Source organism: Streptomyces sp. NPDC107581, assembly GCF_055657175.1.
This window is the reverse complement of sequence record NZ_JBVKBH010000004.1, coordinates 183221-201286: the sequence shown is the minus strand read 5'-3', so window position 1 is coordinate 201286 and position 18066 is coordinate 183221. Positions and strand designations below refer to the sequence as shown.

The 18066-nt window shown below is 72.9% G+C and carries 22 protein-coding genes; 9 read left to right on the top strand and 13 right to left on the bottom strand.

Annotation, left to right across the window (positions count from 1 at the left end):
- Positions 1–48: 48 nt before the first annotated feature.
- Together ACZ7P3_RS10890 and ACZ7P3_RS10885 are read left to right on the top strand one after the other, a co-directional pair.
- Entirely contained in the window at positions 49–1269 is a 1221-nt protein-coding gene (locus tag ACZ7P3_RS10890; protein ID WP_472080577.1) for a sensor histidine kinase, read from the top strand.
- The gene (locus ACZ7P3_RS10885; RefSeq protein ID WP_472080576.1) at positions 1266–1931 is read left to right on the top strand and encodes a response regulator transcription factor; all 666 of its coding nucleotides are present in this window, start codon (positions 1266–1268) and stop codon (positions 1929–1931) included. Before ACZ7P3_RS10890 ends, ACZ7P3_RS10885 begins: the two co-directional genes overlap by 4 nt.
- On the opposite strand, the gene ACZ7P3_RS10880 is transcribed toward ACZ7P3_RS10885, so the two are convergent.
- Both ACZ7P3_RS10880 and ACZ7P3_RS10875 read right to left on the bottom strand, forming a co-directional pair.
- The gene (locus ACZ7P3_RS10880) at positions 1892–2176 is read right to left on the bottom strand and encodes a DUF6332 family protein (RefSeq protein WP_472080575.1); all 285 of its coding nucleotides are present in this window, start codon (positions 2174–2176) and stop codon (positions 1892–1894) included. The genes ACZ7P3_RS10885 and ACZ7P3_RS10880 overlap by 40 nt on opposite strands.
- 78 nt (positions 2177–2254) lie before the next feature.
- Complete coding sequence (locus ACZ7P3_RS10875) at positions 2255–3745, bottom strand: MFS transporter (protein WP_472080574.1); 1491 nt, start codon at positions 3743–3745, stop codon at positions 2255–2257.
- 85 nt (positions 3746–3830) lie between these two features.
- On the opposite strand from ACZ7P3_RS10875, the gene ACZ7P3_RS10870 reads away from it, so the two are divergent.
- On the top strand, positions 3831–4229 hold the full coding sequence (locus ACZ7P3_RS10870; protein WP_472080573.1) for a MarR family winged helix-turn-helix transcriptional regulator: 399 nt from the start codon (positions 3831–3833) through the stop codon (positions 4227–4229).
- 11 nt (positions 4230–4240) lie between these two features.
- Here ACZ7P3_RS10870 and ACZ7P3_RS10865 read toward each other — a convergent pair whose 3' ends face one another.
- From ACZ7P3_RS10865 to ACZ7P3_RS10855, 3 genes are all read right to left on the bottom strand, one after another.
- Entirely contained in the window at positions 4241–4981 is a 741-nt protein-coding gene (locus ACZ7P3_RS10865) for a maleylpyruvate isomerase family mycothiol-dependent enzyme (protein ID WP_472080572.1), read from the bottom strand.
- Between the two features lie 64 nt (positions 4982–5045).
- The gene (locus tag ACZ7P3_RS10860) at positions 5046–5777 is read right to left on the bottom strand and encodes an SDR family oxidoreductase (RefSeq protein ID WP_472080571.1); all 732 of its coding nucleotides are present in this window, start codon (positions 5775–5777) and stop codon (positions 5046–5048) included.
- Between the two features lie 172 nt (positions 5778–5949).
- Positions 5950–7116 (bottom strand): MFS transporter, encoded by a 1167-nt coding sequence (locus tag ACZ7P3_RS10855; protein WP_472080570.1) that lies wholly within the window; start codon positions 7114–7116, stop codon positions 5950–5952.
- Positions 7117–7263: 147 nt separating this feature from the next.
- Here ACZ7P3_RS10855 and ACZ7P3_RS10850 point away from each other — a divergent pair, with 147 nt between their 5' ends.
- Together ACZ7P3_RS10850 and ACZ7P3_RS10845 are read left to right on the top strand one after the other, a co-directional pair.
- A complete protein-coding gene (locus ACZ7P3_RS10850) occupies positions 7264–7770 on the top strand; it encodes a DUF899 family protein (RefSeq protein ID WP_472080569.1) in 507 nt (168 codons plus the stop codon).
- Between the two features lie 274 nt (positions 7771–8044).
- A complete protein-coding gene (locus ACZ7P3_RS10845) occupies positions 8045–8440 on the top strand; it encodes a luciferase domain-containing protein (RefSeq protein WP_472080568.1) in 396 nt (131 codons plus the stop codon).
- A gap of 2 nt (positions 8441–8442) precedes the next feature.
- Here ACZ7P3_RS10845 and ACZ7P3_RS10840 read toward each other — a convergent pair whose 3' ends face one another.
- Positions 8443–9222, bottom strand: coding sequence for a DeoR/GlpR family DNA-binding transcription regulator (locus tag ACZ7P3_RS10840; RefSeq protein ID WP_472080567.1), 780 nt, complete (start codon positions 9220–9222; stop codon positions 8443–8445).
- A 122-nt stretch (positions 9223–9344) separates the two neighbouring features.
- On the opposite strand from ACZ7P3_RS10840, the gene ACZ7P3_RS10835 reads away from it, so the two are divergent.
- Together ACZ7P3_RS10835 and ACZ7P3_RS10830 are read left to right on the top strand one after the other, a co-directional pair.
- A complete protein-coding gene (locus tag ACZ7P3_RS10835; protein ID WP_472080566.1) occupies positions 9345–10226 on the top strand; it encodes an SIS domain-containing protein in 882 nt (293 codons plus the stop codon).
- A 26-nt stretch (positions 10227–10252) separates the two neighbouring features.
- Complete coding sequence (locus ACZ7P3_RS10830) at positions 10253–11119, top strand: class II fructose-bisphosphate aldolase (RefSeq protein WP_472080565.1); 867 nt, start codon at positions 10253–10255, stop codon at positions 11117–11119.
- Here ACZ7P3_RS10830 and ACZ7P3_RS10825 read toward each other — a convergent pair.
- Positions 11116–12252 (bottom strand): methyltransferase, encoded by a 1137-nt coding sequence (locus ACZ7P3_RS10825; RefSeq protein ID WP_472081047.1) that lies wholly within the window; start codon positions 12250–12252, stop codon positions 11116–11118. The genes ACZ7P3_RS10830 and ACZ7P3_RS10825 overlap by 4 nt on opposite strands.
- A 78-nt stretch (positions 12253–12330) precedes the next feature.
- Here ACZ7P3_RS10825 and ACZ7P3_RS10820 point away from each other — a divergent pair, with 78 nt between their 5' ends.
- Both ACZ7P3_RS10820 and ACZ7P3_RS10815 read left to right on the top strand, forming a co-directional pair.
- A complete protein-coding gene (locus ACZ7P3_RS10820) occupies positions 12331–13053 on the top strand; it encodes an alpha-ketoglutarate-dependent dioxygenase AlkB family protein (protein WP_472080564.1) in 723 nt (240 codons plus the stop codon).
- A gap of 186 nt (positions 13054–13239) precedes the next feature.
- Positions 13240–14478 (top strand): ROK family protein, encoded by a 1239-nt coding sequence (locus ACZ7P3_RS10815; RefSeq protein WP_472080563.1) that lies wholly within the window; start codon positions 13240–13242, stop codon positions 14476–14478.
- A gap of 156 nt (positions 14479–14634) precedes the next feature.
- Here ACZ7P3_RS10815 and ACZ7P3_RS10810 read toward each other — a convergent pair whose 3' ends face one another.
- From ACZ7P3_RS10810 to ACZ7P3_RS10785, 6 genes are all read right to left on the bottom strand, one after another.
- Positions 14635–15165: an SMI1/KNR4 family protein gene (locus ACZ7P3_RS10810; protein ID WP_472080562.1), complete on the bottom strand. Its 531-nt coding sequence runs from the start codon at positions 15163–15165 to the stop codon at positions 14635–14637.
- Between the two features lie 9 nt (positions 15166–15174).
- Entirely contained in the window at positions 15175–15402 is a 228-nt protein-coding gene (locus ACZ7P3_RS10805) for a DUF1272 domain-containing protein (RefSeq protein WP_472080561.1), read from the bottom strand.
- 120 nt (positions 15403–15522) lie between these two features.
- Positions 15523–16431, bottom strand: coding sequence for a phosphotriesterase family protein (locus tag ACZ7P3_RS10800; protein WP_472080560.1), 909 nt, complete (start codon positions 16429–16431; stop codon positions 15523–15525).
- Entirely contained in the window at positions 16428–17012 is a 585-nt protein-coding gene (locus ACZ7P3_RS10795; protein ID WP_472080559.1) for a DUF4865 family protein, read from the bottom strand. Before ACZ7P3_RS10795 ends, ACZ7P3_RS10800 begins: the two co-directional genes overlap by 4 nt.
- Positions 17013–17026: 14 nt before the next feature.
- Positions 17027–17416: a (R)-mandelonitrile lyase gene (locus tag ACZ7P3_RS10790; RefSeq protein ID WP_472080558.1), complete on the bottom strand. Its 390-nt coding sequence runs from the start codon at positions 17414–17416 to the stop codon at positions 17027–17029.
- A 17-nt stretch (positions 17417–17433) separates the two neighbouring features.
- Positions 17434–18012, bottom strand: coding sequence for a TetR/AcrR family transcriptional regulator (locus ACZ7P3_RS10785; protein WP_472080557.1), 579 nt, complete (start codon positions 18010–18012; stop codon positions 17434–17436).
- Positions 18013–18066: the final 54 nt, after the last annotated feature.

Genomic DNA, 18066 nt, shown 5'->3' with positions numbered 1-18066 from the left:
TCGCCCGGCTGACGCCCCCGTGGCCCGTGGGCGTCTAGCGTGGCGGGCATGGAAGCTCAGCGCGAGCGCGGTCCCGCGCACTGGTGGCGGTACGGGCCCCCGTGGTGGAACCGCTCCGCGGACCCGGAGCGGCACCCCGACCGCCTGCCCTGGCGCTCCACCGTGGTCCTCACCGCGTTCGTGCTCGTCGGCTCGAACTTCGCCGCGCACGCGCAGCCCCACCGCGAACACCTCGACGGGTACGCGCGCGTGCTGCTGCTCGTGGCCTCGCTCCTGCTGCTGTGGCGGCACCGCCACCCGGTGGCCGTCGCCTTCGGCACGGCGATCGCGGCCCTGGTCTACCTGGGCGCGGGCTACCCCTACGGACCCGTCCTCCTGGCCGTCGCGGTCGGCTGCTTCAGCGCCGTCGTCTCCGGGCACCGGCGGGCCGCCTGGGCGGCTCTCGGTCTGCTGTGGGCGGGGCACGTCCTGGTCGCGCTGTGGCTCTACCGCCGCCTTCCGCCCCAGGGCGACACGGCGGCGACCGTGGGTCAGGAGATCGTCGTCGCCACCTGGGTGCTGGCCATCGTCGCGGTCTGTGAACTGGCCCGGACACGGCGCGAGCAGTGGGCGCGGGAGCGCGCGGACCGGGCTCAGGCCGCCCAGCGGCGTGCGGACGAGGAGCGGCTGCGGATCGCCCGTGAGCTGCACGACGTGCTCGCGCACAGCATCTCCGTCATCAACGTGCAGGCGGGCGCGGGCCTCGCGCTGCTGGACAGCGACCCCGAGCAGGCGCGCGCGGCGCTCACCACCATCAAGGCCGCCAGCAAGGAGGCCCTCGGCGAGGTACGCCAGGTCCTCGACACCCTGCGCGCGCCGGGGGCCGCCCCACGCGCGCCCGCACCCGGTCTGGACCGGCTGCCGGAACTGGTCGGACAGGCGGACGCCGCCGGCCTGAGCGTCGACGTCGAGGGCACGCCCCCGCATCTGTCGCCCGGTGCCGACCTGGCGGCCTTCCGCATCGTGCAGGAGGCCCTGACCAACGTCGTGCGGCACTCCGGATCGCGGCACGCGCGCGTGCGGTTCGACCACGACGGCACCGCACTGCGGGTGCGGATCGACGACGACGGGCCCGCGACCGGAGCGGACGCCGGCGGCAGCGGCAACGGACTGGCAGGCATGCGGGAACGGGCGGCCGCGCTGGGTGGCACCATCGAGGCGGGCCCGCGCCCCGACGGCGGCTTCCGGGTGCTCGCCGTACTGCCCTTGCAGACCAGGGAGGACCAGTGATCCGGGTGCTGCTCGCCGACGACCAGTCGCTCGTGCGGGCCGGTTTCAAGGCGCTGCTCGACGCCCAGCCGGACATCGAGGTGGCCGGGGAGGCGGCGGACGGCGAGGAGGCCCTGCGCCGGGTGCGCGAACTGCGGCCCGACGTCGTCCTGATGGACATCCGCATGCCCCTGCTGGACGGACTGGCCGCGACCCGGCGCATCACCGGGGACCCGGAACTGAAGGGCGTGAAGGTGGTGATGCTGACCACCTTCGAAGTCGACGAGTACGTCTTCGAGGCGATCCGTTCGGGCGCCTCCGGGTTCCTGGTGAAGGACACCGAACCGGCCGAACTCGTACGCGCCGTGCGGGCGGTGGTCGAGGGTGACGCCCTGCTGTCCCCGGGCGTCACCCGCCGGCTGATCGCCGAGTTCGCGGCCCGCTCCAAGGAGCCGGCGGCCGCCGACGCCCTCGGCCGGCTCACCGAGCGGGAACGGGAGGTGATGGCGCTGGTCGGCATCGGCCTGTCCAACGAGGAGATCGCCCGCCGGCTGGTGGTCAGCCCGCTCACGGCCAAGACCCATGTGAGCCGCACGATGGTGAAGCTGGGCGCCCGGGACCGCGCTCAACTCGTCGTCCTGGCCTACGAGTCGGGGTTGGTACGACCGGGCTGGCTCGGCTGACCCGTCCGCCGGAAACGCACCAGCACGCTCACGACCCGGGCCACGAAGACCACCGGCGCCAGGGCGAGGCCGAGCCCCAGCAGTGCCGTCGACAGCAGCTGCGGCAGCGGGAAGAGCAGTGCCGGACCGGCCACCGCCCCGAACAGGACGGCCGCCGCGAAGGCCGCGCTGGCCAGTGCGTAGCCGGTCTCCACCGTGGCCGCGTCCTGTTCGGCCTTCGTGCGCCGTCCCCCGTAGGCATGCATGGCGTCAGTCTCACAGGAGTGCGCCCGGCGGGGCAATCCAACACCCGCCGGGCGCAACCGTGGAGGCGTTCCCCCTTCTCAGTCGCGGACCGCCACGCGCTCCGCTTCCGCCTCCTTCACGGTGGACCTGGCGACCACGACGGAGGGCCGAGGGCCCCGGCCGCGCAGTCCGGTGAGGGTGATCAGCAGGCCGGCCAGGGCGATGCCCATGACCACCAGGAAGCCCGGCCGGTAACTGTCCAGGACGGCCTGCGCAGTGGCGTGCGCCGGAGCGCCCGCGGTGACCACGGCCGTCACGACGGCCAGGAAGATCGCCCCTCCCACCTGCACCGACGTGTTCAGCAGCCCGGAGACCATGCCCTGCTCGTGGTCCTCGACCCCGTTGGTGGCCTGGATGTTGAGCGAGGGGAAGACCAGGGCGCAGGCCGCGCCGATCAGCAGCATCGAGGGCAGGACGACGGCCGCGTACACCGGGTCGAGGTCGACGCGCAGGAACAATGCGTACCCGACGGCCATCAGCGCGAAGCCGGCCGCGATCAGCCGCGGGGTGCCGAACCGGTCGACGATCGCACCGACCTTGGTGGACGACACCGCCACCAGCGCGCCGGCCGGCAGGAAGGCGAGCGCCGTGTGCAGCGCCGACCAGCCGAGCAGGGACTGCATGTACAGGGTCGTCAGGAACTGGAAGCCGACGTACGAGCCGAAGAAGGCCACGGCGCCGAGCTGGGCGCGGACCTGGCTGCCCGAGCGCAGCACTCCGAGCCGGATCAGCGGACTCGGCGAGCGCCGCTCGACCTGCACGAAGGCGGTCAGCAGGACGGCGACGGCCAGGAAGGAGAGCAGGGTGCGGGCCGAGGCCCAGCCGGCCTCGGGCGCCTGGACGACGGTGAAGACCAGCAGCAGCATCGATGCGGTCCCGAGGACGGCGCCGGGGATGTCGTAGCCGCCGTGGTTCTTCTCGCGGGCACTGCGCGGCAGCAGCTTGAGGCCGGCGGCGAGTGCGATGAGCGCGATGGGCGCGGGCAGCAGCATGGTCAGGCGCCAACTGGCCTCGGTGAGCAGCCCGGAGAGAACCAGGCCCATCGAGAATCCGGTGGCGGCGCAGGTGGTGTAGATGGAGAGCGCGCGGTTGCGCAGCGGGCCCTCCGGGAACGTGGTGGTGATGATGGACAGGCCCGCGGGGGCGGTGAAGGCCGCGCTCAGGCCCTTGATGAAGCGGCTGGCGATCAGCAGCGGACCCGAGTCCACGAGCCCGCCGAGCAGTGAGGCGAGCGCGAAGACGCCGAGGGCCACCAGGAACACCTGACGCCGGCCGAGCAGGTCCGCGGTGCGGCCGCCGAGCAGGAGCAGGCCGCCGTATCCCAGGATGTAGCCGCTGACGATCCATTGCAGCGTCGACGTGGACAGATGGAGATCGGAACCGATGGACGGCAGCGCGACGCCGACCATCGACACGTCGAGTGCGTCCAGGAACATCGCGGCGCACAGCACCAGGAGGGTGCCCCACAACCGGGGAGTCCAGCGAACCGTCGGGGACGGTGCCGCAGGGGTGGTGAGCGGAGAGGGCATGGCGACGACACTACATGCGCATGCATCGAATGCAAGTGCAATTAATTACGATGCAACAATTCGGTTTCTCTGCTACGGTGCGCTCATGGCGGCGAACAAGGCCGAGCAGGCGCTCGTGGAGCAGTGGCGGGACATCCTGGCCCTGCATGCCCGCACCCAGTGCGAGCTGGACCGGGTCCTGCACGGACACGGCCTGTGCGCCAGCGACTTCGAAGTGCTCGACCTGCTTGCCGAGGGCGCGGTGACGGACGGCGGCTGCGCCTACCGTGTCCAGGAGATCTCGGAGCGGGTCCATCTCAGCCAGAGTGCGCTGTCCCGGCTCATCGGCCGCCTGGAGAAGGACGGCCTCGTAGAGCGGGCCATGTGTCCCGAGGACCGCCGGGGTGTGCGTGTGGCGCTCACGGTGAAGGGGCGCGCGCTGCACGGCGAGGTGCAGCCGGTGCAGCGCGCGGTGCTGGCGCGGATGCTGGCCGAGACCGACTGACGATCCGTCCGTCAGATCCCCGACTTCTCCTGCCACAGTGCCGCGAGGGACCGGTCACCCGTCACGGTCGGGACCGGCACCCGGTTCCACAGCGCCAGGTACAACCGGTCCGCCGGGCCCGCCAGTTCCGCGTCGGCCTCGCCCGACCCGTCCCGCGAGGCCACGGGCGGCTCAGCCGACAGCCGTACGGTCCACACCGCGTCCGTACCCCCGTCCACCGCGCGCACCCGCAGCACCCGCGGCCGCTCCGTGCGGACCCGGCTCCTGGAGCGGGCGTGGAACCCGCGCAGCAGTTCGTCGATGCCGTCCGCCGCGAAGTCCGGGGCGATCCGGGAGGGCGTCCCGCCCCGCGCGGCCTCGGCGTCGTAACGGTGGACGGTGGTCTCGTGCGCCTGGCGCCTGGTCCAGAACCCCAGCGGGGAGGGGCAGGGCGCCGGATGGAAGGTCCAGCACCCCACGTCGGCGGGTGCGGCGGCCAGCGTGTCGACCAGCAGGCGGTGGCTCTCCCGGTACCAGGCCACCGGCTCGGCTCCGTCCAGCTCCGGGGCGTCGTCGAGCGGGTGAGGGGCGGTGCGCGCCTCGGCGACCAGGCCGGCGGCCCACCGGTGCACCGCGCCCGTGTGCCGCAGCAGGTCCCCGACCTGCCACTGCGGGCAGGCCGGCACCTTGGCGTCGGCCCCGGCCTCCGCGGCGGCCGCGGCGAGCAAACGGCCCTCCCGGTCCAGGGTCTGAAGGAATTCGGCAGTCTCCATGGGGCTGAGTGTGCCGTATGGAGCGCGGTCCACGGCATGTGATGTCCGCGTCGCCGCAGTGGCCTCAGGAGAGCCAGTCGGTGTAGTGGGTGGGGGCGATGCGGGCGTCGCCCTTGGTGGTGAGGACGTCGCCGTCGACGACGGCGAACATGCCGGCCGTGTCGTCGGTGACGACCGTGCGGCCGTCGGGACGGATGTCCAGGGTGATCCGGCCGAGTTCGTCCAGGGGGAAGACGTCGGGCCCGCCGACGTCGAGGGTGCCGTTCAAGGGGGTACCGGCGGCGACCTCGGCGACGGCGTCGGAGACGTCCCGGGCGGCGATCGGCTGGATCGGGGTCGTGGGCAGGCGGACGGTGTCGCCCTCGGTGGTCCACGACAGGACCGCGTCCATGAACTCCATGAACTGGGTGGCGCGCACGATCGAGTACGGGATCGGTCCGGCCTTGAGGATGTCCTCCTGGAGGGCTTTGGCCCGGTAGTAGACGAGGTCGGGCACCCGGTCCGTGCCGACGATCGAGAGGATGACGGCGTGCCCGGCGCCGCCCTTGTGGCCGGCGGCGAGGAGGTTGTCCATCGACGTCTGGAAGAACGCCGTGGACGCGTCGTCGAAGGTCGGGGAATTCGTCAGATTGACGATCGTGTCGACACCGGCCACCGCTTCCTCCACCCCCTGGCCGCTGATCACGTCGACACCTGTGGACATGGAGTGCGGCACGGCCTCGTGTCCGGCCGCGTTCAGCTTCTTCACGACCTGTGATCCGATCAGGCCGGTACCGCCGATGACTGCGAACTTCATCGGTCACCTTTCGTCGCACACCGATGGGTCATGTCTCAAGACTGCGACGGCTCGGCGCGCGGCGCATGCGGACCGGTGGGCGCCGACAGCGCCGGTCGGCACGGACTGGGCCGCCCTGGTGAGGGGCACCCTTGTGCCCTGTGCGAGGTCGGCCACCGATTCTGGCACTACGTCAGACACTCATCACCCGCCCTGTGGTCAGGCCGATGAGTGCGGCGACGGCGGCCAGCGCGGCGACGCTGGTGAGGGCGGTGGACAGGGACAGCCAGTCGGCCATGAAGCCGATCGCGGGCGGTCCGAGCAGCATGCCGCCGTAGCCCAGGGTGGAGGCGACGGCGACACCGGACGGACCCGCCAGTGCGCCGGCCCGCTCCACCGCGACCGGGAAGAGGTTGGCCAGCCCGACTCCGGTGACCGCGAAGCCGATCAGTGCCGCCCACACGGAGGGCGCGAGCGAGCCGACCAGCATGCCGGCCGCCGCGGTGGTGCCGCCGGCCATCACGGTGCGGGTGCGCCCGAGGCGCTCCAGCAGCGCCGTCCCGCTCATGCGGCCGACGGTCATCGCGAGCGCGAAACATGCGTACCCGGCGGCGGCCGTACCCGAGGAGGCCGCCAGGTCCTGCCGGAGATGGAGGGCGCCCCAGTCGGCCATGGCCCCCTCGCCGTAGGCGGTGCACAGCGCGATCAGCCCGAAGACGACGACCAGCCCGCGAGTCCGTCCGCCCGCCCGTCGTGCGCCGCTCCCCGGCTCGGGCCGGTGCCGGGCCGGTGCGGCCGGAGCCTCGTGCCGCAGCAGGCAACGCCCGGCGACGGCGGTCACCACGAGTCCGGTCAGTGTGATGCCGAGCAGGTGGCGTGTGGGGGAGAGGAACCCGGCCACCAGCCCGCCGAGGCCCGCGCCGGTCATCCCGCCCAGGCTGAAGGCCGCGTGGAAGCTGGGCATGACCGGCCTGCGCAGTGCGGCGACCAGGTCGACGGCGGCGCTGTTGAAAGCCACGTTGAGCCCGCCGTAAGCGGCGCCGAAGAGGGTGAGTACGGCGCCGAGGGCGGCAGCGGAGTGGGTGAGCGGCGGCAGGGCGACGCTGAGGGAGAGCAGGGCCGCGCAGACCACGGTGACCGGATGGTTGCCGTACCGGCTGCAGAGGCGTCCGGTGAGGGTCATGGTGACGACGGCTCCGGCGGAGACCCCGAGCAGCGCGAGCCCGAGCCCGCTCGCGGAGGCGTGGGTCTGCTGCTTGATGTCGGGGATGCGTACGACCCAGCCCGCGAAGATGAACCCGTCCAGGGCGAAGAAGACGGTGATCGCGAACCGGAGACGGGTGAGTCCGGCACCCGGCACGACCTTGTGCGATCGGGATTTGTTTATTAGCGGCACAAACTCAGGCTAGGTGGGCTGCCGGATCCGGGCAAGGGAGGGCTGGGGGCGCGCGACGCGGCGGCGGTGCGCGGAGATGCAGCTCGAACGGGCCGAAATGCGGTGAGAAGGATGTGTACCCGTACAGGTGCCGGCCGCGATCCTCCCGGCTGGGTGGCTGGGTGGCTGGGTGGCTGGGTGGCTGGGTGGCTGGGTGGCTGGGTGGCTGGGTGGCCGGCCGGCGGGGGCGTGGGTGGGCGCGCGTGCGGGCGGGTGAAGGCGCGGATGGGCTGGACGATGCCCTGGTGCACGATCACCGGCGACTCCGACTCCGACTCCGACACCGACTTCGGCGTGGACGAGTGGCATGGTACGAACGCGTTCATCCGCGACGGCCGGAAGGTGTTCCGCACCTACCTCATCGACTCCCGCGGTGACGAGGCGATGGGGAGCACCTGGAGCTGTCTCGACATGACCGCGCTCGGGCGCCAGGAGATCTGGGAGGACTCGCCCGAGGGGTATCCCCGGACCGCGCCGTATGAATGGTGGAACTGGCGCGACGCGTACGGCGACGACGCAGAGCCGGCGCGGGAGTGGCTGTCCCGGATCCACCCGGACCCCGGTGACCGGCCCGTGTGAGCCCTTCGGGAACGCATGGGAACAGGCGCTCTGGTTTGTCACGCGTGAGGGTGTTTGTCATACGGAATTCGATAGGTGCAATGCGCCCTTTATGCCCCTTTGGGAGTCGGAGACTTTCTGTGTTCGCCGGGCCTGCAGGGGCCAACGACCTGTCGTTTCAAGCCTGTTCGGGGTGCGCGTGCGCCGGGAGGCGTCAGGACCGGTCCAGGAAACAGGTCGGTTAATGCTTGCTCACGAGCTGGTTGCCGGCGGGTGATCGGGCCATGATGGGCCCATGACGTTGGCCCTGCGCGCGCTGGCGCAACTGTCGACCTGGCCGGACCTGACACAGGTGGTACCGAGCTGTGGTCTGGGGCAGGCCGTGAGTTCGGCCCGGGGCGAGATCGCCCACTTCCACTCGGACCGGGATGTCGATCTACGGCTGACCGACCGGGCCATCCGGCGGTTCGCCAAGGATCTGGAGAGCTCGGGCGTGATCCGGATCGTCCCCGGCTCGCCCTGGGTCACCCTCCGCCTCGACGCCGCGAGCGACGTCGACCTGCTGCTGACCCTGGTGAGCGTGGCGCTCCAGGCCCAGCATGCCTGGCCCGACCCGGTCGGCCGGGAGGTGACCGGCTGCAACGACCAGCGCGGGGCGGGCTTCGTGAAGGCCGACCGCAGCGGCTTCTGACCTCACACCGCGAGGACCCGGATGCCCGCCTCCTCGAAGCGGCGCACGGTGTCCTGTCCCACCGCCGTGTCCGTGACGAGCGTGTCCACCAGCTCCGCGGCGCAGATGCGGGCGAACGCCCGCTGGCCCAGCTTGCTGGAGTCCGCGGCCACGACGACCCGCTCGGCGCGCTCGCACAGCAGCCGGTTGATCGCGGCCTCCGCCTCGTCGTGCGCCGCCGCGCCGTGCGTGACGTCGAAGGCGACCACGCCGAGGACGGCCACATCGAGCGTGATCTGGCTGAGCACTCCGTCCGCGAGCGGCCCGATCAGCTCGTACGACTGCGGGCGCGCGACCCCGCCGGTCACCACGATCTTGAACTGGGGCCGCACCGCCAGCTCGTTGGCGATGTTGAGCGCATTGGTGACGATGGTCAGCGCGGGTGAGCCGGTACTCAGGTCGCCACGGACGGCCAGGGCGCGGGCCACCTCCGTGGTGGTCGTGCCGCCGGTCAGCCCCACCGCCTCGCCCGGCGCCACGAGACCGGCCACCGCTGTGGCGATCCGCTGCTTCTCGGAGGCGCGGCGGGCGGTCTTGTAGCGCAGCGGCAGCTCGTACGACACCCCGTGCACGACCGCTCCGCCCCGGGTGCGCACCAGCATCTGCTGCTCGGCGAGCTGGTCGAAGTCCCGGCGGATCGTCGCCGCCGACACCTCCAGTTCGGCCGCGGCCTCCTCGACCTCCAGCCGGCCGCGCTCGACGAGCAGTTCGAGCAGCGCCTTCCAGCGGGCGTCCCGGGACATCCGCGGCCTCCGTTCTCCGTCTTCCCGGCGACCCTAGCGCACCTTACTCTCGCTCGAATGCTTGATTGTGCTCGAAAGCTCGCTATATCTTGCAAGAACAATCAGCAAGGGGAGGGTGTGGCATGAGCCATGTCGAGGACGAGCTGAACAGCCAGCCCGAGTGCTGGATACGGGCGGCCGAGGAGGCGGGGCGGTACGGCGACGCACTGCCGGCCCCGGGGGAGCGGGTCGCGATCGTCGGGTGCGGGACGTCGTACTTCATGGCACAGGCGGCCGCCGTACTGCGCGAGGCCGCCGGGCAGGGCGAGACGGACGCGTTCGCCGCCTCCGAGTTCCCGCGCGGACGGCCCTACGACCGGGTCGTCGCCCTCACCCGATCCGGCACCACCACCGAAGTGCTCGAACTGCTCGGGCAGTTGAGGGGCAGCACGCGGACCACGGCCCTCACCGCCGACCCGGCCACGCCCGTGATGAAGACCGCCGACGACCTCGTCGTGCTGGACTTCGCCGACGAACGTTCCGTCGTCCAGACCCGGTTCGCGACCACCGCGCTCACCCTCCTGCGTGCCCGCCTCGGCCTGCACGGCGACGCCGTCGTCGCCGACGCCCGCAAGGCCCTCGCCACTCCTCTGCCCGAAGGACTGGTGGACTGCACCCAGTTCACGTTCCTGGGGCGCGGCTGGACCGTCGGGCTCGCGAGCGAGGCCGGGCTGAAGATGCGGGAGGCCTCTCTGTCCTGGACCGAGGCCTACCCGGCGATGGAGTACCGGCACGGGCCGATCAGCGTCACCACCGAGGGCACGGCGACCTGGATGCTCGGTGCGGCGCCCGCCGGTCTGGCCGAGCAGGTGCGCGCCACCGGCGGCTCGTGGATCGGGGGCACGCTCGACCCGCTCGCCGAACTCGTCCGCGTCCAGCGCCTCGCGGTCGCCGTCGCGGCCCGCCGGGGCCTCGACCCGGACCGGCCGCGCCACCTCACCCGCTCGGTGATCCTCACCCCCTGACCCGCGCTCCGGAAGGGAACCAAGCCGTGCCCCTTGCGACCACCGGCGAGCTGGTCACCCGCGCAGCGGAAACCCGCTCTGCCGTCGCCGCCTTCAACATCATCACCCTGGAACACGTCGAGGCCGTCATCGCGGGCGCCGAGACCACCGGGGCGCCCGTCGTCCTCCAAGTCAGCGAGAACGCCGTCAAGTTCCGCTACGGACGGCTCCTGCCGCTCGCCCGCGCCGCCGTGGCCGCCGCCGAACGCGCCGCGGTGCCCGTCGCCCTGCACCTCGACCATGTGCAGAGCGACGACCTGCTGCGCCAGGCACCCGATGCCGGGTTCAGCTCGGTGATGTACGACGCCGCCCGCCTGCCCTACGCCGAGAACCTCGCCGCGACCCGCGCCGCCGCCGACTGGGCGCACGCCCAAGGGCTGTGGATAGAGGCCGAGCTGGGGCAGGTCGGCGGCAAGGACGGCCGGCCCGCGCTGGACGCCCATGCGCCCGGCGCCCGCACCGATCCGGACCAGGCACACGACTTCGTCGCCGGCACCGAAGCCGACGCCCTGGCCGTGGCCGTGGGCAGTGTGCACGCCATGACCACGCGCACCGCCGCCCTCGACCACGGCCTCCTCAAGCGGCTGTCCGCCGTACTGTCCGTCCCGCTGGTCCTGCACGGGTCCTCGGGCGTACCGGACGACGGCCTGGTCGCGGCGGTCGCGGGCGGCATCGCCAAGGTCAACGTCGGTACCGCCCTCAATGTGGCCATGACCGGCGCGATCCGGGGCTTCCTCGCCGCCCACCCGGAGGCGGTCGACTCGCGCAAGTACCTCAGCGTGGGCAGGGAGGCGATGGCCCGCGAGGTGGCCCGCATCATCGGCGTCCTCGGCGGTGCGCACGCGGTGCGCTAACCCTTCTTGACCGCCTTCAGCACCACGAACTTCGGGTCGCTCGCCACCAGAGCGCTGTTGCCGAACAGCCGCTTGAGCGTGATGTGGTAGCCCAGGTGCCGGTTGCCGATCACCCACAGTTCGCCGCCGGGGCGCAGCGCGCGCTTCGCCCCGGCGAACATCCGCCCTGCGGTCGCGTCGGTCGTCGCCTGGTGGGAGTGGAAGGGCGGGTTGTTCAGGACGAGGTCCACGCTGCCGGGCGCCACCCCCGCCAGCCCGTCCCCGACCCGGAACTCGGCGTGCCCGGGCACCCCGTTCGCCTTGTACGTGGCCTCGGCCGACGCCACGGCCTGGAACGACTCGTCCACGAACAGCACTTCGGCCGTCGGATCGGCCAGCGCCACCGCCGTACCGACCACGCCGTTGCCGCAGCCGAGGTCCACCACCCGCCCGCCGGCCGTCCCGGCCGGCAGGTGTTCGAGGAAGAACCGGGTGCCGATGTCGAGCCGGTCGGCACAGAAGACGCCCGCGTGGTTGACGACCGTGTGCCCGGAGACCGCACCGACGCCGTCCGGCAGGGCATAGCTGTACGGCCACGGGTTCGCCGGCCGGTCCAGCGACGGATCCGGGGTGCAGAAGATCAGCCGGGCCTTCTGCCGTGCCAGCGAGGTACGGGTCGGCCCGAGGATCCGCTCGAACAACCGGAGCGTCGAGGTGTGGATCTCCTTCACCATCCCGGCGCCCACGACCACCGTGCCCGCGTGTACGGCAGGGGCCAGGCGCAGCAGCTGGTCCTCCAGCAGCGCCAGGCTCTTCGGCACCCGCACGAGCAGCACGTCCACCCGCTGCGGCGGTGGGTCCTGGGTGGTGAGGAGGCCCACGGCACCCGGCTCGACCCCGGCCCGCGCCAGGTTCGCCCGGGTCGCCTCCTGGCTCAGGAAGGAGTCGGTGATCTGCGTCGGCCGGTACTGCGCGAGCGCCGTCACCAGCGCGCCCCAGCGGTCCCCGGCCACCACCACCGTGCCCGTCAGTGGCACCTGCTCCTCGGCCAGGTGCCGCAGCAGATATGCGTCGGAGGCGTCCCAGGCGCGCAGCCGGTCGCGGGGATCCTCGGGGAAACGGGACAGCTCGAACTCGCCCCACGGCGTCGTCATACGGTCGTTCATCGTGCTCCAGGCTAGCCGAGCCGCAGCTCAGGGCCGGTCCGGCAGGGCCTCGGGCAGGATGGGCGCATGGACGTGGAGCTGTTTCCGAGGGAGCGTGCCGAGGTCGCACCGGGCGCCGTGCACGTCCCGCACTGGCTGGACGCCGAGCGGCAGCGTGCGCTCCTGGGCGCCTGCCGCACCTGGGCGCGGCCCCCGGCCGGGCTGCGCACGGTCCGCACTCCCGGCGGCGGCACGATGACCGCCCGGCAGGTCTGCCTCGGCTGGCACTGGGGTCCCGTACCCAGGTGCCCGAACTGCGGGCGGGGCGTACGGGACAATCCCGGGTGCCCCGGCCGGCACTGGTACCCCTACGCCTACGCCCGCACCGTCGTCGACGGCGACGGCGCCCCCGTCAAACCCTTCCCGGCCTGGCTGGACGAGCTGGCCCGCAGCGCGGTGGCCGACGCGCTCGGCCCGCAGGCGGCCCCGGCGGACCCGTACGACATCGCGCTGATCAACTACTACGACGGCGACGCCCGCATGGGCATGCACCGCGACGGCGACGAGAGGTCCGGCGCTCCGGTGGTGTCGCTGAGCCTCGGCGACACCTGCGTCTTCCGCTTCGGCAACACCCGGACCCGCACGAAGCCGTACACGGACGTGGAGCTGCGCAGCGGCGACCTGTTCGTCTTCGGCGGGCCCTCCCGGCTCGCCCACCACGGCGTACCCCGCGTCCACCCCGGTACGGCGCCGCCCGGGCTCGGACTGGGCGGGCGGCTGAACATCACCCTGCGGGTGAGCGGGCTCTAGACCACCACGGCACCGGCCACCACGGCACCAGCCGTAAGGGAACCAGCTGTCATGGCACCAGCTGTCATGGCACCGGCCCTCGTGGCACCGGCTGTCATAACACCGGCCACCACGGCACCAGCCGCCGTGGCACCGGCCGTCACGCCGCCGGCCACCACGACTGCGGATCATGGGAGACTCACCCTCATGAGCGGCAAGGCGGACCCCCGGACGGCGGGGGAAGGGACCACCTCGAGGGCGCGGCTGGACCGGGGGCGCGGTGCGCTCGGACCCGCGCTGGAGCTCGTGCACACCGGGCGGGCACCGACCCGGGCCGTGCTCACCGCCGAACTCGGGGTCACCCGGGCGACGGCCGGGGCGGTCGCGGCCGAACTGGAGGCGCTCGGGCTGATCCGGGTCGACGCCCGGCCGGGCGCGGCGGCCGGTTCCCAGGGGCGTCCCTCGCACCGGCTGGAGGTCGCCGAGGACGGTCCGGTGGCGCTCGCCGCACAGGTCCACGCCGACGGATTCCGGGCGGCCCTGGTCGGCCTCGGCGGGCGGATCGTGGCGACCACGCCCGGCTGCGAGGCCGTCGACGCCGACCCGGCGAAGGTGCTGGGCTCCGTGGTCGAGGCGGGACTCGGACTCCTCGCTGCGACGGGTCGCCGCTGTGTGGGCGCCGGGCTGGCCGTACCGTCCGCCGTCGCCGAACCCGAGGGCCTGGCCCTCAACCCCGTCCACCTGGCCTGGCCGGTGGGCGCACCGGTCCGCCGGATCTTCGCGGAGTGCGTGCGCGCCGCCGGTCTGACCGGACCCGCCTTCGCGGGCAACGACGTCAACCTCGCCGCGCTCGCCGAACACCGGCACGGAGCCGGCCGGGGCGCCCGGGACCTGCTGTGCGTGGCCACCGGGCACCGGGGCGTCGGCGGTGCCCTGGTCCTCGACGGCCGTCTGCACACCGGCAGTTCGGGCCTGGCCCTGGAGGTCGGCCACCTCACCGTCAACCCGGAGGGCCGCCCCTGTCACTGCGGCAGCCGGGGCTGCCTGGACGTCGAGGCCGACCCGCTGGCCCTGCTCATCGAGGCGGGCCGCGCGCCGGGCCCCGAGCTCTCCCTGCTCCAGCAGGCCGACGACCTGCTGCGCACCCAGTACGCCGACCCGGCCGTCCGTACCGCGGCCGAGGCCCTGATCGACCGTCTGGGGCTCGGCCTCGCCGGTCTGGTCAACATCCTCAATCCCGACCGCATCATCCTCGGCGGCCTGCACCGCACCCTCCTGGACGCCGACCCCGAGCGGCTGCGCGCGGTCGTCGCCGACCGCAGCCTGTGGGGCCAGAGCGGCGGCGTCCCGATCCTGCCCTGCACGCTGGACCACAACAGCCTGGTCGGCGCGGCCGAGTTGGCGTGGCAGCCGGTGCTGGACGACCCGCTGGGCGCACTCCGGTGACGGCTCCCACCGGGACAGCCCGGAAGGCCCCCACGCGGACCGCCCGGAACCGGCCACGGCACTGAACCGGCCCCACAGCACCGAACCGGTCGTACGGAACTGAACGGGCCTACGCCGCTGAACCGGTCGAACGGCCCGAGCCCTCGGGCGCCCTCCTCAGCGGCAGAGGCCCGTGATCATGTCCTCGAAGCCGGGGAACTCCTCGCGGGCCAGCCCCACCAGCGTCATGGCCGTCCGTCTGCGCCCGGGCGCGAACCGCTCGGCCACCGCCGTCAGTTCCGCGTTCGGGCGCGACGTGAGGCCCAGGTCGTAGCGGTCGATCGCCTCCAGCGGGCCTGCCCCGTCGGCCAGGATCCACAGAAGGTCCGGCAGATCGCGGGCGACGACACCGGTCTCGCCCTCGGAGCCGAGGAAGACGACGGGCTGGTCCGCGAGCTCCCGGCCGGGGCGGACCAGCCAGAAAGCCGCGTACCCGCCGGTGCCGTCCATGCCGAACACCCGGAAGACGTCGCCGCTCACCTCCTTGTTGCCGGTCCACGACCGGAGCCAGTCGGTCGTCTCCTCGGCGCTGACGAACTCCTCGAACGGTTCGAAGTCGACCCCGTGGCCGTCGTCGTACTCGAACTCATGGGCCAGGGCCGCGGCGAGCGCGGCGGGAAAACTGCGTTCATCGTGCAGGGAGGTCATGAGCGCAGATCAGCCACGGGGACCGACATCGCCGGCGGCCGGCCCGGCCTGCGGGCCCCCGTCCGCCCGACGGGGCCGGGCGACCAGCTCCCCGCCGCAGTTGGGACAGATCTGCCCCGTTTCCTCGCCGCACGCCACACAGAACGTGCACTCGTAGGAACAGATCCGGGCCGGGCCGTCCGCCGGCAGCTCGGCTCTCGCACAGCGCTCGCAGCGGTCGCGCATCTCCAGGGCCATCGCGGGCTCATCTCCTCGGGAAGGGGGTCCGATGGGGTTCCGGCATCCATCCTCCGGATTGCGGCCCGGGCCGAAACCCGCCCCAGGGACAGAGATCCGCACGATCGGGCCATGCCCCCGTCACGGCCGGCCGACGGCGAACGCCCGCCCCGGATGCTCCATGAGGATGCGGTCCACCAGCTCCGCACCCACCGCCGCCGCGAGCCTCGGCCGCAACCGGCGCAGCAGGTACGGCATCCCGGGCCCGCCGTCCACCGACCGCGCCCCGGCGACCACCGTGTCCCCGCCGAGCAGCAGCCGGTCCCCGTACCCGGCCTCGGCCAGCTCCCGCACCGCCTCCGGCATCCGCCAGTCGGTTGCGTGGTGCGCACGCGACGGCCCGTCGAAGGCCAGCCAGCAGCCCGAGGCGGCGGCCTGCCGCTGCACCACCGGGTCGGGGGAGCGGTTGAGGTGTCCGAGGATCACCCGGTGTCCGGGCACGCCCAACGCGCCGCACAGCAGGTCCAGTACGTCCAGTGCGCCGGTCCCCAGCTCCAGGTGGACCCCGATCGGCGCACCGGTGGCATGGTGGGCCTCGGCCGCCGCGGCCATGGTCCAGCGGGCGTGCGCGTCCAGGCCGTGGAAGCCGCCCGCCACCTTGATCAGACCGGCCCGCACCCCCGAGGTGCCGATGCCCTCGGTCAGCTCGGAGACGAACACCTCGGCCAGCCTGCCGCGCAGCCCTTCCAGCACCTCCGGGTCGTAGTGGGCCGCCTGGTGCAGTCCCGTCGCACAGACCAGGTGCACACCCGTGGTCCGGGACAGTCCCGGCAGCTCCGCCGCCCGCCGGCCCATGCCGTACGGCGTCCACTGCACGACGGCCCCTCCGCCCGCCGCCCGGAACGCCACCAGCTCGGACCGCGCGGCGGACACGTCGTTCAGTTCCCGACCCGGCAACTGCGGGCTGCTCAGGAAGAGATGGTCGTGCGCGTCGCACACGCCCAGCTCCTCGGGGCCGAGATCACCGAGGACCGTACGGACGTGGCTCACCACTGCCGCCCTCGGGGGAGCCCGCCCAGGCCCGGTGCCGACAGGTGCAGCACCTGGAAGACGTCCCCCTCGGCCTTGGGCGTGTCGTGCTCCCAGAGGGAGAAGTGCACCAGTTCCCAGCGGTGCGGGTCCACGGCCGCCGCCGCGAGCACGGCACCGTCCTCGGCGGCCAGCCGTGCGGCCTCGCGCGCCGCGTCCTCCATGACGGCTGCCTGCTCGACGCCCTCCGGAACCGGTTGCCGGCGCCGGACGGCGACCGTCGCGGGGGAGCCGGCGGCACCGCCCTCCTCGTACGCCAGACCCGTCCACTGCCGCACCGTGGGCCGCCCGAAGTCGTCGACCAGCCCCTGGAAGGGGCCTCCCCACAGGAAGGCGTTCATGCCCTCCACGGTGTTCCAGAGGTAGAACGGCGCGTACTGGTTGACCGGCGAGCCGTGCACGGCACGCTCGCGCAGCAGATACGCCTTGAGGCCGAGCCCGTCCCAGTCGTCGAGCAGGTGCCCGACGCGGGAGACCCGGCCGCGGATGATGCCCATGTCGTAGTCGGCGGGGAGCGTCAGCTCGTACTGCATGGCATGCACTTCGGGGTCCTTCCTCAGGCCGGATAGTCGTCGACGTGCTCGTGCCAGTCGGTGGTGGTGCCGTCCTCGGCGGCCTCCACGACCGCGAGGTGGGTCATGAAGGTGCGCGGCGCGGCACCGTGCCAGTGCCGCTCGCCCGGCCCGATCCACACCGTGTCGCCCGCGCGGACCTCCTGCACGTTGCCGCCCTCGCTCCGCACCAGCCCCTCGCCCTCCAGGACGTGCAGCACCTGGCCGTGCGGATGCCGGTGCCAGGCGGTGTGGGCGCCGGGCGCGAAGTGGACGTTGAACACGCGCAGCCGGGACGGCGCGGCGGGGGCGGCGATCTCGTCCAGCCACACCGGGCCGGTGAAGTGCTCCGCCGGACCGCGCAGGCTTTCGGGGCGTCGTCTGGTGATGTGCACGGAAATCGGTTCTCCAGTCAGGGAGTTCGGGGCGCGAGCAGGGAGAGCAGACCGCGGACGCCGGCGTCGAAGGCGGCGGGGGAGCCACAGGCGCGCGCGAGGACGTACCCGCCCTGGACGGTCGCGAGGACGGCCGCACCGATCTCCTCGCCGTCCAGGCCGGGCGCGAACTGTCCCTGCTGCTTGCCCTCGTCGACGATCCGGGCGATCCGGCCGCGGATCCACGCGATCGTCTCGTCCACCGGCGCGCGCAGCTCGTCGCTCGCGATCACTTCCGGATCCATGGTCAGCCGGCCGATCGGACACCCGCGCAGCACCTCGCGCTCGCGCAGCAGGTACGCCTCGATGCGCTCGTAGGGTGTGCCCGGGCCGCCGAGCACACCCTCGGCAGTGGCCCGCAGTTCCTCGGCGGTCCGCCGGATCGCCGCGAGGGCCAGATCCGGCTTGCCCCTGAAGTGGTGGTACATGCTGCCCTGGCCGGCCTCCGCGCGCTCCAGGATCGCCTTCGGGCTCGTACCCACGTAGCCGCGCTCCCACAGCAGCTCGCGGGTGGATTCGATCAGCCGTTCCGAGGTGCTCATGGGATCACTGTACATACTAGTAGTTACAGTCCGCCAGTCCGCCAGTCCGCCAGTCCGTCGGGTCACCGG

Bases quoted from the DNA above. Each gene is read 5' to 3' on its own strand.
- ACZ7P3_RS10850 (WP_472080569.1), top strand. From the start codon at position 7,264: ATGTGTACCCGTACAGGTGCCGGCCGCGATCCTCCCGGCTGGGTGGCT.
- ACZ7P3_RS10865 (WP_472080572.1), bottom strand. From the start codon at position 4,981: ATGGAGACTGCCGAATTCCTTCAGACCCTGGACCGGGAGGGCCGTTTG.
- ACZ7P3_RS10890 (WP_472080577.1), top strand. From the start codon at position 49: ATGGAAGCTCAGCGCGAGCGCGGTCCCGCGCACTGGTGGCGGTACGGG.
- ACZ7P3_RS10815 (WP_472080563.1), top strand. From the start codon at position 13,240: ATGAGCGGCAAGGCGGACCCCCGGACGGCGGGGGAAGGGACCACCTCG.
- ACZ7P3_RS10820 (WP_472080564.1), top strand. From the start codon at position 12,331: ATGGACGTGGAGCTGTTTCCGAGGGAGCGTGCCGAGGTCGCACCGGGC.
- ACZ7P3_RS10860 (WP_472080571.1), bottom strand. From the start codon at position 5,777: ATGAAGTTCGCAGTCATCGGCGGTACCGGCCTGATCGGATCACAGGTC.
- ACZ7P3_RS10880 (WP_472080575.1), bottom strand. From the start codon at position 2,176: ATGCATGCCTACGGGGGACGGCGCACGAAGGCCGAACAGGACGCGGCC.
- ACZ7P3_RS10840 (WP_472080567.1), bottom strand. From the start codon at position 9,222: ATGTCCCGGGACGCCCGCTGGAAGGCGCTGCTCGAACTGCTCGTCGAG.
- ACZ7P3_RS10825 (WP_472081047.1), bottom strand. From the start codon at position 12,252: ATGACGACGCCGTGGGGCGAGTTCGAGCTGTCCCGTTTCCCCGAGGAT.
- ACZ7P3_RS10805 (WP_472080561.1), bottom strand. From the start codon at position 15,402: ATGGCCCTGGAGATGCGCGACCGCTGCGAGCGCTGTGCGAGAGCCGAG.
- ACZ7P3_RS10835 (WP_472080566.1), top strand. From the start codon at position 9,345: ATGAGCCATGTCGAGGACGAGCTGAACAGCCAGCCCGAGTGCTGGATA.
- ACZ7P3_RS10785 (WP_472080557.1), bottom strand. From the start codon at position 18,012: ATGTACAGTGATCCCATGAGCACCTCGGAACGGCTGATCGAATCCACC.
- ACZ7P3_RS10810 (WP_472080562.1), bottom strand. From the start codon at position 15,165: ATGACCTCCCTGCACGATGAACGCAGTTTTCCCGCCGCGCTCGCCGCG.
- ACZ7P3_RS10870 (WP_472080573.1), top strand. From the start codon at position 3,831: ATGGCGGCGAACAAGGCCGAGCAGGCGCTCGTGGAGCAGTGGCGGGAC.
- ACZ7P3_RS10845 (WP_472080568.1), top strand. From the start codon at position 8,045: ATGACGTTGGCCCTGCGCGCGCTGGCGCAACTGTCGACCTGGCCGGAC.
- ACZ7P3_RS10875 (WP_472080574.1), bottom strand. From the start codon at position 3,745: ATGCCCTCTCCGCTCACCACCCCTGCGGCACCGTCCCCGACGGTTCGC.